A 12,033-nucleotide genomic window follows, 5' to 3' on the forward strand; every position below is an offset into this window, starting at 1 on the left:
GGTCAGCGGGCCTTGATGTCGACGATCCGCCACCGGTCGTCCTCCAGCCGTGCCGTGACGGTGAGTTGGGCCGCCGCGGTGGTCGCCTTGTGCTGCTTGCCGTCCTGTTCCCTGGACTTGTCCTCGCGGTGGGAGGTCTGGTCGAGGAAGACCAGGAGGCGGGCCCTGTCGCCGTCGAGTTCGATCACGCCGATGCGGACGGCCCGGGTGCTCAGGGTGACGCGCTGTGCGGTGAGGTCGTCGCGGACGCGGGCGAAGAGGGTCTCGTACTGACGGGCGGCCCGGCCGTCGAGGACGGTCTGTGCGGAGCGCTCGGCGGCCGCGGTGCCGTCGGGTGTGTAGGAGAAGGCGCGGGCGAGGGCGTTGCCGACGTCGCCCGCGACGCGGGAGGTGGCCTCGGTGTCGGTGAGCGCGTGGTTTTGGGCGGGTGCGGCCGACCGCAGCTGGTGGGCGCCGTAGAAGAAGCCGCAGCCGCCGAGTACGAGTGCCGCGGCGACCCCGCCCAGAGCGACCCGCCGCCAACGCCCGCCGGCCGGACGCCGTACGCCGGACTCGGAGTCCTCCCCGGCCCTTTCGCCCTCGGCGGCCTCGTCGTCGGGGGGTGTGTCCTCGGCGGCCTCGGTCTCGGCGTCGGGAGGTGCGGGGGCGGGGGCCGCCGACGAGGGCGCCTCCCCCTCGTCCGGGGCGGGGTCGCTCGGGGTCCCTCCGCGCAGCAGCCATGTCGGCGTCATCGTTGCTCGCCGCCCTTCTCCTCCTCGACCGGCACCGCGCTCAGCGCCCTCACCTTCCACTGGTCCTCGCCCGTGCGGGCCAGGACCGCTTCGAGGCGTTTGCGGTCGGTGGTCGGCTTCTTCGTCCCGGCGGGGGTGACCTCGACGCGGACGGTGGCGATGAGCTTGGCCGTGCCGGCCCGGGTGTCGAGCGCGGTGACGGCGGCCTCGGTGACCGTGCCGCGTGCCGAGTCGCCCGCCTTGGCCTCGGTGTCGCCCAGTTCGCCGCGCAGCGGACCGGTGGACGCGGTGCGCCAGTCCTGGATGCTCCGCTCCGCCCGCTGCCGGGTGGAGGCGTCGAGCGTGGTGAGGACGGCGATGCCGTCGCGGCCGTCGGCGAGCGCCTCGTCCCGCTCCCTGCCGTACGCCAGCGAGTCGTCGGCGCGTGCCTGCGCGTACGTCCACGCGCCGGTGCCGCAGAAGCCGAGGGCCAGCGCGAGTCCCGCCCCGGTGAGGATCCGGGCCCGCCTCATCGCGCGCCGCCGGTGGCCGGGGCGAGGAGGCCGGTCAGGCCGGACGGTGCCTCGCCGCTCTGTCCCGGCAGGGCGAGCGCGCCGGGGAGGGCCGCCGCGGCCGCGGTACCGCCGCTTGCCGGGCTCCCGCCGCTCTTCGTGGTCCCGCTCCCGGAGGGCAGGGAGCCGGGTCTGGCCGGGTCGGGCACCGCGCCGCCCTTGGGGGCGTTGGCCGAGCCGCGCACGTTGGAGCCGCTCGACGCGGGGGCGGTGCAGGCGGCGTCGGTGTTGAGGGCGGGCGCGGTGCCGAGGGCGAGGCCGTTGCGGTAGCGCGTGCCGCCGTACCCGTCGGTGCAGGGCAGGGGGGTGAAGAAGGTGACGGCCATGCCGAGGTTCAGCTTCCCTCCGTCGACTGCGGTGGCGCCGGCGGCGACGGCCGCCGGGTACTTCACGAGGAGTTCCTCGATGCCGCGCTGCCGGGTGACGGCGACCTCCGAGGTGGTGAGCAGGTTGGCGAGGACCACGCCGAGGCTCGGGTCGAGGTCCCGCAGCAGGCCGCTGACCTGGGTGGCGGCCTCGGGGGTGACCGCGAGGAGGCGGCGCAGGTCGGCGTCGGAGCCCTTGAGCGCGACGGCCAGTTCCTTCGCGCCGACGGCGAAGTCGCGGATGGCCTCGGACTCCTCGGCCTGGGTGCGCAGGACGGTCTCGCCGTCGTTGATGAGCAGGGTGGTGGACGGCAGGGCGCGGTCGGCGGCCTCGACGAAGTCGCTGCCGCTGTCGATCAGCACCTGGAGGTCGTCGCCGTGCCCTTCGAAGGCCTTGCCGAACTCGTCGACGACCGTGCGCAGGTCCTCCAGCGGGACCGAGCTGACGAGGTCGTCGACGCTGGTGAGGACGTCGGTGACGGGTGCGGGCACCTGGGTGTCGGACTGCTCGATGCGGGTGCCGTCGGCGAGGTAGGGGGAGCCGTCGCTCTCGGGCCGCAGGTCGATGTACTGCTCGCCGACGGCGGAGAGCCCGGCGACCACGGCCTTGGTGTCGGCGGGGATGCGGGGAGCGGACTTCTTGATGCGCAGCTCGGCGACCACGCCCTCGGCGGTGAGGTCGATGGGTCCGACGCGCCCCACCGAGACGCCCCGGTAGGTGACGTCGGAGTGGGTGAACAACCCTCCGGTGCGCGGAAGTTGGACGTCGACGGTGTAGTAGTCGGCGACGCCCACGTACCGGCCGAGGTCGGCGTAGCGGATGCCGAGGAAGGCGAGGACGAGGACGGCGATGAGGAGGAAGGCGAGGTTCTTCAGCCGTACGGCGAGGGTGATCATCCGCGCTCACCTCCGGGCCCGGACACGGACGGCAGCGGCAGCGGCGAGGCGGACCGCTGCTTCGCGGCCGCGCCGGCCCGCGCCTGCGCCCCCGCGTCCGCCCCCGCGTCCGCCGCCGCGTCCCCGGGTGCGGGGGCGGACGGGGACGGGGAGGCCGTGCCCCCGGGTACGAGCGGCGGGATCACCTCGGTGCCGGGCACGGCGACCATGGTGAGGTACGCGTTGAGGTAGTCGCCCTTCACTCCGCGCAGCACCTCGTCGGTGAACGGGTAGGTCACCAGCACCTGGAGCGAGTCGGGCAGGTCCGTGCCCGCGTCGGCGAGTGCCCGCAGCGTCGGCGCGATGGCCTTGAGGTCGGCGATCATGTCCTTCTTGCTCGCGTCGATGGTGGAGACGGCGACGCCGGAGAGCGTGTCGAGGGAGCGCAGCATGGTCAGCAGCGAGCCGCGCTGCTTCTCCAGCGTCTTCAGTCCGGGCGAGAGGTCGGTGAGGACGGTGCCGACGTCCTCCTTGCGGGTGGCGAGGGTCGAGGAGAGGCGGTTGACGGCGTCGAGGGCGTCGGTGATGTCTCCCCGGTGGTCGTCGAGGTCGCCGACCAGGGTGTTGACCCGCTTCAGCATCGAGCGGACCTCGGGTTCGCGGCCGCCAAGCGCCGAGTTCAGTTCCCGGGTGATGGTCTTGAGCTGGTTGACGCCGCCGCCGTTGAGGAGCAGGGACAGCGCGCCGAACACCTCCTCGACCTCGGTGTTGCGGCTGGTGCGGGCCAGCGGGATGACGCTGCCGTCCGCCAGCCGGGCGGACCCGGTCTCCTCGGCGGGTGCCACGAGCTGGATGTACTTCTCGCCCAGCAGGCTGGACTGTTCGAGTCGTGCGGTGGCGTCGGCGGGCAGCCGCACGTCGCCGTTGATCTCCATGGTGACGCGGGCCGACCAGTCGTCGCGGCCGAGGTCGATGCCGGTGATCCGGCCGACGGAGACGTCGTTGACCTTCACCGCGGAGTGCGGGACCAGGCTGAGCACGTCCTGGAGTTCCGCGGTGACGGTGTAGGGGTGGTCTCCGAGGTCGGCGCCGCCGGGCAGCGGCAGGTCCTCGATGCCGTCGAAGCCCGGCACGCCGGCCGAGACGCCGCCGAGGGCGAGGGTGAAGCCGAGGCCGAGGGCGATCAGTCCGCCCGCGGTGAGCCCGGCCACCCGGGCCGTGGTGAACGCGCCGCGCTTCATCGGCCGTCCCCCTCGCCCTGGTCGGCCGCTCCGGCGACGGGCAGGGGCAGCAGCGGGCCGCCCATGCTGATCTCGTTGAGGTTGGCGCGGCCGTCGAGAGTGCGGGTGTCGGGGTTGTAGGCGCCCACGACGTTGCCCGCGGCCAGCGGTGCCACGTCCAGGGCCTCGGCCAGGGAGGCCCGTTGCTCGACCAGGGTCCGGGTGAGGGGGACGAGCCGGTCGACGTTCTTCTTCAGTTCGCCCCGGTTGTCCTCGATGAAGGTCTTGACCTGGCCGAGGGCCTTGCCGAGTTCCTCCAGCGCGCCGGTGAGGTCGTCCTTGTTGTCGGCGAAGAAGCTGACGACCTCGTCCAGGCGTTCCTGCGCGGTGCGCACCTCGGTGTCCTTGTCCTTCAGCATGGTGGTGAAGGTCTGGAGGCTGCCGAGCGTCTTGAACAGGTCGTCGCTGCTGCCGTCGAGGGTTTTGGCGGCCTTGCCGAACTGCTCGACGCTGTCGCCGATGGCCTCGCCGTTGCCGTCGAGGTTGGCGGCGCCGGTCTTCAGCAGTTCGGACAGGGCGCCGTCGGAGTTGGCGCCGTCCGGGCCGAGGGCGTCGCCGAGTTGGGTGATGGAGTCGTAGATCTGGTCGATCTCGACGGGGACCCGGTTGCGGGAGGCCGGCAGTACGGCTCCGTCGGCGAGGTCGGGGCCCTTGCTGTAGGCGGGGGTGAGCTGCACGTAGCGGTCGGCGACGACGCTGGGTGCGACGACGACGGCCCGCGCGCCCCGGGGGACCTTCACCCCCTCGTCGAGGCGGAGTCCGACGCGGACGGTGGTGCCCTCGGGCCGTACCGACTCCACCTCGCCGACCCGTACCCCGAGGATGCGCAGGTCGGACCCGGCGTAGACGCCGATGGCGCGGTCGAAGTAGGCGGTGAGGCGGACGCCGTCGGAGGCGAGGACGCGCACGGTGACCAGGCCGGCGGCGGCGAGCACCGCGAAGGCGAGCACCCCGGTGAGGATCTTTCTGCGTCGGTTCATCACTCACCGCTCCCCTGGGCCGCCGCCGGTTGTTTCGGCGGCTCGCATCCGGTGTCGGGCTGGGAGGTCTTGGGCAGGTAGGAGCGGGGCACGACACCGCAGAGGTAGCTGTCGAACCAGCGGCCGTTGCCGAGGGTGTTGCCGACCAGGCGGTAGTAGGGGCCGACCAGGGCGAGGGTCTTGCCGAGCTGGGTGTTGTTCTTCTCCAGGACGCCGGTCACGCGGCTGAGGGCCTTGAGGGTGGGCCCGAGCTGCTTCTCGTTGTCCTTGACGAGGCCGCCGAGTTCGGTGCCCAGGTCCCGGCTGCCCTTGAGCAGGGCGCTGATGGCGGCGCGGCGGTCGCGGAGTTCGCCGAGCAGGGGGCCGCCGTCCTCGATGAGGGTCTCGAAGCTGGACTTCTTGTTCTCCAGTGTCTTGGTGAACCGGGCGCTGCCCCCCAGGAGTTCGGCGAGTTCCGCGTCGCGCTTGGAGACGGACTTCGACAGGTCGGACAGTCCGGTGGCCGCCTTGCGCACGTGCGGCGGGGAGTCCTTGAAGGTCTCGGAGATGGTCTCGAAGCTCTCCGCGAGCTGTCCGGTGTCGATGGCGTCGACGGTGCCGCTGAGGTCCTGGAAGGCCTGGGTCACGTCGTAGGGGGAGGTGGTGCGGGTCAGGGGGATGCGGCTGCCGGGGTCCTGGCGGCCGGAGCCGAGCGGGTCGAGCGCCAGGTACTTGTCGCCGAGGACGGTCTTGATGGCGATGGCGGCGGTCGTGCGGTCGCCCAGCCAGGCGTCCTCGACCTCGAAGACGACCTTCACCTTGGCCCCGTCGAGCGCGACGCCGGTGACCTGGCCGACCTTGACGCCGGCGATGCGTACCTCGTCGCCCTCGTCCAGGCCCGCGGCCTCGGAGAAGTCGGCGCTGTAGGAGGTGCCGCCGCCGAAGGGCAGGCGGTCCACGTTGTAGGCGAGGAGGGCGATCAGGGCGAGGACGACGAGTCCGGCGACGCCGACGGCGACGGGGTTGCGTTCCTTGACCGGTTTGATACGGGGACGGGGGCGGGGGCGCTTCATCCGCGGCACCTCGATTCGGTGATCGCGATGCCGGTCGGCGGTTCGGAGCCGTCGGAGGTGGTCACTTGGCTCACGCGCGCCTCGCAGAGGTAGAGGTTGAACCACGAGCCGTAGGAGGACAGTCGGGCGAGGGCGGTCATCTTGGCGGGGGTCTTCTCGAGGAAGTCCTCGATCTGCGGGGTGTGCTCGCCGAGGTTGGTGGAGAGCCGGCCGAGTTCGCCGATGTCCTGCTTGAGGGGGGCGCGTCCGTCCTTGAAGAGGTCGGCGGTGACGGTGGTCAGGTCGCCCATGGCCGCGACGGCCCTGCCGAGGGGTTTGCGGTCCTCGTTGAAGCCGGTGACCAGTTCCTGGAGGGTGACGACGAGGTCGTCGAAGCTGTCCTCGCGGTCGTTGAGGGTGTCCAGGACGGTGGTGAGGTTCTGGACGACCTGCCCGATCACCTTGTCCTTGGCGGCGACGGTCGTGCCGAGCGAGCCGATGTGGCGGATCAGGCTGTCGACGGTGGCGCCCTCGCCCTGGAGCACCTGCACGATCGACCCTGCGAGTTCGTTGACGTCCTTCGGGGAGAGCCCCTCGAACAGCGGCTTGAAGCCGTTGAAGAGGAGGGTCAGGTCGAGTGCGGGCGTGGTGCGGTCCAGCGGGACGGTGCCGCCCTCCTCCAGGGTGCCGGTGAGGTCGCCGCTGCCGCGGCCGAGGGAGACGTAGCGCTGGCCGACCATGTTGAGGTACTTCACGGCCGCGGTGGTCGAGCGGGGCAGGCCGCGGTCGTCGCGGACGGTGAAGGTGACCTGCGCGGTGCGCCGCTGGACGACGCGTACGTCGGTGACCTCGCCGACCGTCACTCCGGAGATCCGCACGCTGTCCCCGTCCATGAGCCCGGTGACGTCGGTGAACAGCGCCTTGTACGTGCTGGTGCCGGTGCCGGAGTCGACGCCGGTGCCGGCCACGCTCAGGCCGAGCACGGTGGTGGCGAGGGCGGTGACCACCACGAACACGAGGGACTTGACGAGCGGCCCGGTCAGCGGGCGGCGCCGGGTGTGCGCGTTGTCGGCCCGGGTCATCGCAGCGTCACCTCCGTGCCGCGGTAGACGGGGCCGACCAGCAGGCTGCTCCAGTCGGGCAGGTCGGCGGGGCTCTCGCCGGCGGCGGGGGCGAGGAGTTCGTTGACGAGGTCGTTCTCCTGCGGGGAGTTGGCGGGCCCGAGGTCCTGGTCGGCCGCGGCGGAGGCGGCCCGCACGGTGGGCCGGGGCAGCGAGCCGACGTAGGGCACGGTGGGGCAGCGGGGGCCGCCGCCGGCGTCGTAGGCGGGGGTGTCGCGGCCGGGGCGGTAGGCGCCGCGGGAGGCGACGGTGGTGACGTCGACGTGGATGCCGGGCCGGTCGGTGCCCTTGCCGAGCGCCTTGTCCATGGCCGGCACGAACTCGGCGAGGGTGCGCAGGGTGCAGGGGAAGGCGGAGGAGTACTCGGCGAGCAGTTCCAGCGTGGGCCGGCTGGTGGCGCTGAGCCGGATGATGTTGTCCTCGTTCTTGCGCAGGAAGGCCGTCACGTCCTCGGCCGTGCGGGTGGTGGCGCCGAGGGTGGAGGCGAGCTGGGCCTCCTGCTCGGCCAGGGTGCCGCTGGTGGTGGTGAAGTCGGTGAGCGCCGTGATGATGTCGGGCGCGGCGTCCGCGTAGACGTGGCTGACCTTCACGAGTTCCCTGAGGTCGCGGTTGAGGGCGGGCAGGTGGGGGTTGAACTCCGCCAGGTGCTCGTCCAGCAGGGTGAGCGTGTCGCCGAGCCGCTCTCCGCGTCCTTCGAGGGCCTGGGAGACGGCGGACAGGGTCGCGGACAGCTTCTGCGGCTGGACGGCGGTGAGCATCGGCAGCACGTTGTCGAGGACCTGCTGGAGTTCGATGGCGTTCGCGGACCGGTCCTGGGGGACGACGGACCCGGCGGGCAGGGGGTCGGGCGAGGGGTCCGGGGGCGGTACGAGGGCCACGAAGCGCTCGCCGAACAGGGTGGTCGGCAGCATCTGCGCGCGGACGTCGGACGGTACGTCGTCCAGCGTCCCGGGCTTCATGGCGAGGGTGAGCCGGGCGCCGTCGCCGGTGGCGTCGATGGCGCGGACCTCGCCGACGACGACGCCGCGCAGTTTCACCTCGGCGCCCGGGTGCATCTGGTTGCCGGCGCTGCCGGTCTCGACGACCACCGGGTCGGAGTCGGTGAACTTCTTGTCGTAGACGGCGACGGCCAGCCAGATCAGCAGGGCGGGCACCAGCACGAACACCACCCCGGCCAGCCGGTGGCGCAGCGCCTGTCCTCTCGGTCGGCTCATCTCACCCCGCCACCTTCACGGTCGTGGTCGCGCCCCACAGGGCCAGCGACAGGAAGAAGTCGGTGACGCTGATCAGCACGATGGCGTTGCGCACGGAGCGGCCGACGGCGACACCGACACCGGCGGGGCCGCCGGAGGCGCGGTAGCCGTAGTAGCAGTGGGCGACGATCACCATGACGCTGAAGATCAGCACCTTCAGTACGGACAGCAGTACGTCCGTCGGGGACAGGAACAGGTTGAAGTAGTGGTCGTACGTCCCCCGGGACTGGCCGTTGAACAGGACGGTCACGTAGCGGGAGGCGAGGAAGGAGGAGAGCAGGCCGATGGCGTAGAGCGGGATGATGGCGACGACGCCGGCGATGATGCGGGTGGTGACGAGGTAGGGCATGGAGCGGATGCCCATGCCTTCGAGGGCGTCGACCTCCTCGTTGATGCGCATGGCGCCGAGCTGGGCGGTGAAGCCGGCGCCGACGGTGGCGGAGAGGGCGAGTCCGGCGACGAGGGGGGCGATCTCGCGGGTGTTGAAGTAGGCGGAGACGAATCCGGTGAACGCGGCGGTGCCGATCTGGTCGAGGGCCGCGTAGCCCTGGAGTCCGACGACGGTCCCGGTGAAGAGCGTCATCGCGATCATCACGCCGATGGTGCCGCCGATGACGCCGAGACCGCCGGAGCCGAAGGCCACCTCGGCGAGCAGGCGCTGCACCTCCTTGAGGTAGCGGCGCAGGGTCCGCGGGATCCAGAGCAGGGCCCGGGCGTAGAAGAGCAGTTGGTCGCCGGAGCGGTCGAGCCAGACGAGCGGGGAGGCCATCGGTCCTCAGCCTCCCTTCGGCGGGACGATCTGGAGGTAGACGGCCGTCATCACCATGTTGACGAAGAAGAGCAGCAGGAACGTGATGACGACGGACTGGTTGACGGCGTCGCCGACGCCCTTGGGGCCGCCGCGCGGGTTGAGGCCCCGGTAGGCGGCGACGATGCCGGCGATGAACCCGAAGACCAGCGCCTTGAGTTCGCTGACGTACAGGTCGGGCAGCTGGGCGAGGGCGGAGAAGCTGGAGAGGTAGGCGCCGGGGGTGCCGTCCTGCATGATGACGTTGAAGAAGTAGCCGCCGAGGATGCCGACGACGGAGACCAGGCCGTTGAGCAGGACGGCGACGCCCATGGCGGCCAGGACCCGGGGCACGACCAGTCGCTGCACCGGGGAGACGCCCATGACCTCCATCGCGTCGAGTTCCTCGCGGATCTTGCGGGAGCCGAGGTCGGCGCAGATGGCCGAGCCGCCCGCGCCGGCGATCAGCAGGGCCACGATGAGCGGGCTGGCCTGCTGGACGACGGCGAGGACGCTGGCGCCCCCGGTGAACGACTGGGCGCCGAGCTGCTCGGTCAGGGAGCCGACCTGGAGGGCGATGACGGCGCCGAAGGGGATCGAGACGAGGGCGGCGGGCAGGATGGTCACGCTCGCGACGAACCAGAACTGCTCGACGAACTCCCGGAACTGGAAGGGTCTTCGGAAGACGGCACGGCCGACTTCGAGGGCCAGCGCGAAGAGCCGGCCCGTCTGCCGCAGCGCGCCGGTGATCACGCGCCGCTCCCGGCGGCGGGCATCGGCACGGTGGCCGCCTCGGCGTCCTTCGCGTAGGTCTCCCGGATGGCGGAGCGCGCGGCGGGCGGCAGCGTGTCGATCACGCCCAGGACGCGCTCACGCCGGCGGGCGACGGCCCGGCGCGGCGGGAGGCCGGGCGACGGTTCCAGCTGCGGCACGATCGCCCGGGGTGCGGTGGGGACGGCGGGGGCGGCGTCCGCCTCGGCGGCGAGGGTGGCCGCGTCCTTCTCCTCGGACATCCCGATCGGGCCCTCGCGCCGCCCGCCGAGGAACTGGGAGACGACCGGCTCCTCGCTGGTGAGCAGCACCTCGCGCGGGCCGAAGGTGACCAGTTCGCGCAGGAAGAGCATCCCCATGTTGTCGGGCACGGTGGCGGCGATGTCGAGGTTGTGGGTGACGATCAGCATCGTCGCGTCGAGCTGCGCGTTCAGGTCGATCAGCAGTTGCGAGATGTAGGCGGTGCGGACCGGGTCGAGTCCGGAGTCCGGTTCGTCGCACAGGATGATCTGCGGGTCGAGGACGAGCGCGCGGGCCAGTCCGGCCCGCTTGCGCATGCCGCCGCTGATCTCTCCCGGAAGCTTGCCCTCCGCGCCGAGCAGTCCGACGACCTCGATCCGCTCCATGACGATGCGGCGGATCTCGGACTCCTTCTTGCGGGTGTGCTCGCGCAGCGGGAAGGCGATGTTGTCGAAGAGGGACATGGACCCGAAGAGGGCTCCGTCCTGGAACATGAGGCCGAACAGTTTCCGGGTCTCGTAGATGTCCCTTTCGGGACTGTTCACCATGTCCACTCCGTTGATGAGGACACGGCCCTTCTCCGGCTTGAGCAACCCTATGAGCGACTTCAGGAAAACGGTCTTCCCGGTGCCGGACGGGCCCAGCATCACGCTCACCTCACCGGCAGGAAGAGTGAGTGACACGTCCCGCCAGATGCTCTGCTTACCGAAGGACTTGGTCAGGCCCTCGACCACCACTTCGATTCCCATATCACCTCCAGCGGACGTCAATCGGATATGTGCCGCGGGCGCACGTTAAGTCGGCACGGAGCGCAGTGACAACGGGCGTGCACCGGATCTTCGGCAGCCCTCCGGAACTTGTCACCGCGCAGACAACACGCCGGCCCCGAACTTGTCTCCGCCGAGACAGGGCGGGGTCTCGCGGTTCCGGGGGGTGTGGTCCCGCGATACCCCGCCGACGGACACCCGAGCCCGATGGAAGGGTGGGCCAAAAAGCATCCGTCATGGTTCCGGCCGACGGGGGCCACCGACCTGGAACCGAGCACCGCAACGGCACGTTACGGCCGAGTAACCTCGGCGGGCAACACCGGAATCCGAGTTTTCCGGGATACCGACTCCGGCCATCCGGAACCTGTCACGGAGGACACAAGAACCGGCCGGAACCTTGTCGGCAGGTGAGCATTCCGACCCTCAAACACGCGGCGTGCGGGAAACGGGACCGCCGTCGGCCGGACGTTTCGGTCTTGGCAGCGCGTGACTAAGGCGAACCGCGAATCACTCACTGGGGAAACAGCTTGTTCCACTTTTAAAAGAATCATGGACGGGCTCATTGTTCGGCTAAGTTTCCGGCGAGTAACGTCACCGCTCACTGCCGGTCAACCCTCAAGGAGTCCCGAGTCATGAAGAAGAACACGAGAAGGTCGGCCATCGTGGTCTGTGCGGCCGCGTCGGCGCTGGGTCTCGCCGCCGGGCCGTCCTCCGCGGTGCCGTCCACGGTGTGGACCGTCACCCCCTCGCCGGCCTCGTTCCAGGCCGCGAACGTCGGCAACATCGTGCTGACCGCCACCATCCCGATGACCTGCACGGCCTCCAACGCGACCGGTGTGATGAACAGCGCGACCGGCAACCCCGGGGACGTCGCCGACATCAACACCATGAACTTCGGTGCCTCCGGCTCGCCGTGCACCAGCGTCCTGGGCAACGTCACCACCACCTCGGTCACCCCCTGGGACGTCGTCGCGCAGGACTACAACGCCTCCACCGGTGTCACCACCGGCTACGTCGGCAACGTCAAGGCCAACGTGACCGCGGGCGCCTGCAAGTTCACGGTGACGGGCAAGGCCTCGGCCACCTACACCAACTCCACCGGCGTCCTCGCGGTCAACAGCGTCTCCGGTGAGCTGGCGGTCACCAACCCCGTCAACTGCGGCGCGATCGTCACGCCCACCACCAAGCCCACCTTCAAGGGCAACTACGCCGTCAAGCAGGCGGGCAGCAGCGTCATCCCGACCATCGTCGGCTCCAACCCGTAGACCGCTCCCGCTCAT

General features: G+C 71.0%; 12 protein-coding genes. 1 reads left to right on the forward strand and 11 read right to left on the reverse strand.

Annotated features, from left to right (window positions below; translation table 11 throughout):
• Positions 1-2: 2 nt before the first annotated feature.
• Genes BJ961_RS28890 through BJ961_RS28940 form a run of 11 tightly spaced genes read right to left on the reverse strand, consistent with a single transcriptional unit; the run spans position 3 to position 10,735 of the window.
• Positions 3-731 carry a hypothetical protein gene (locus tag BJ961_RS28890; protein WP_271415724.1) on the reverse strand — a complete coding sequence of 243 codons (729 nt, stop codon included), beginning with the start codon at positions 729-731 and terminating at the stop codon, positions 3-5.
• Positions 728-1,243 carry a hypothetical protein gene (locus tag BJ961_RS28895; RefSeq protein WP_271415725.1) on the reverse strand — a complete coding sequence of 172 codons (516 nt, stop codon included), beginning with the start codon at positions 1,241-1,243 and terminating at the stop codon, positions 728-730. The genes BJ961_RS28890 and BJ961_RS28895 overlap by 4 nt, the downstream gene beginning before the upstream one ends.
• Positions 1,240-2,544, reverse strand: a complete 1,305-nt coding sequence (locus BJ961_RS28900; protein ID WP_271415726.1) for an MCE family protein — start codon at positions 2,542-2,544, stop codon at positions 1,240-1,242. The genes BJ961_RS28895 and BJ961_RS28900 overlap by 4 nt, the downstream gene beginning before the upstream one ends.
• Positions 2,541-3,764 (reverse strand): MCE family protein, encoded by a 1,224-nt coding sequence (locus tag BJ961_RS28905; protein WP_271415727.1) that lies wholly within the window; start codon positions 3,762-3,764, stop codon positions 2,541-2,543. The genes BJ961_RS28900 and BJ961_RS28905 overlap by 4 nt, the downstream gene beginning before the upstream one ends.
• Positions 3,761-4,783 (reverse strand): MCE family protein, encoded by a 1,023-nt coding sequence (locus tag BJ961_RS28910; RefSeq protein ID WP_271415728.1) that lies wholly within the window; start codon positions 4,781-4,783, stop codon positions 3,761-3,763. Before BJ961_RS28910 ends, BJ961_RS28905 begins: the two co-directional genes overlap by 4 nt.
• A complete protein-coding gene (locus BJ961_RS28915) occupies positions 4,783-5,835 on the reverse strand; it encodes an MCE family protein (protein WP_271415729.1) in 1,053 nt (350 codons plus the stop codon). Before BJ961_RS28915 ends, BJ961_RS28910 begins: the two co-directional genes overlap by 1 nt.
• Positions 5,832-6,896, reverse strand: a complete 1,065-nt coding sequence (locus BJ961_RS28920; RefSeq protein WP_271415730.1) for an MCE family protein — start codon at positions 6,894-6,896, stop codon at positions 5,832-5,834. Before BJ961_RS28920 ends, BJ961_RS28915 begins: the two co-directional genes overlap by 4 nt.
• Positions 6,893-8,149, reverse strand: a complete 1,257-nt coding sequence (locus tag BJ961_RS28925) for an MCE family protein (RefSeq protein WP_271415731.1) — start codon at positions 8,147-8,149, stop codon at positions 6,893-6,895. The genes BJ961_RS28920 and BJ961_RS28925 overlap by 4 nt, the downstream gene beginning before the upstream one ends.
• A gap of 1 nt (position 8,150) precedes the next feature.
• A complete protein-coding gene (locus BJ961_RS28930; protein WP_271415732.1) occupies positions 8,151-8,957 on the reverse strand; it encodes an MlaE family ABC transporter permease in 807 nt (268 codons plus the stop codon).
• A gap of 6 nt (positions 8,958-8,963) precedes the next feature.
• Complete coding sequence (locus BJ961_RS28935; protein ID WP_271415733.1) at positions 8,964-9,728, reverse strand: MlaE family ABC transporter permease; 765 nt, start codon at positions 9,726-9,728, stop codon at positions 8,964-8,966.
• On the reverse strand, positions 9,725-10,735 hold the full coding sequence (locus BJ961_RS28940) for an ABC transporter ATP-binding protein (protein WP_271415734.1): 1,011 nt from the start codon (positions 10,733-10,735) through the stop codon (positions 9,725-9,727). The genes BJ961_RS28935 and BJ961_RS28940 overlap by 4 nt, the downstream gene beginning before the upstream one ends.
• 650 nt (positions 10,736-11,385) lie before the next feature.
• On the opposite strand from BJ961_RS28940, the gene BJ961_RS28945 reads away from it, so the two are divergent.
• Positions 11,386-12,018, forward strand: coding sequence for a hypothetical protein (locus BJ961_RS28945; protein ID WP_271415735.1), 633 nt, complete (start codon positions 11,386-11,388; stop codon positions 12,016-12,018).
• Positions 12,019-12,033 lie beyond the last annotated feature (15 nt).

Source organism: Streptomyces lienomycini (assembly GCF_027947595.1).
Taxonomy (GTDB): domain Bacteria; phylum Actinomycetota; class Actinomycetes; order Streptomycetales; family Streptomycetaceae; genus Streptomyces; species Streptomyces lienomycini.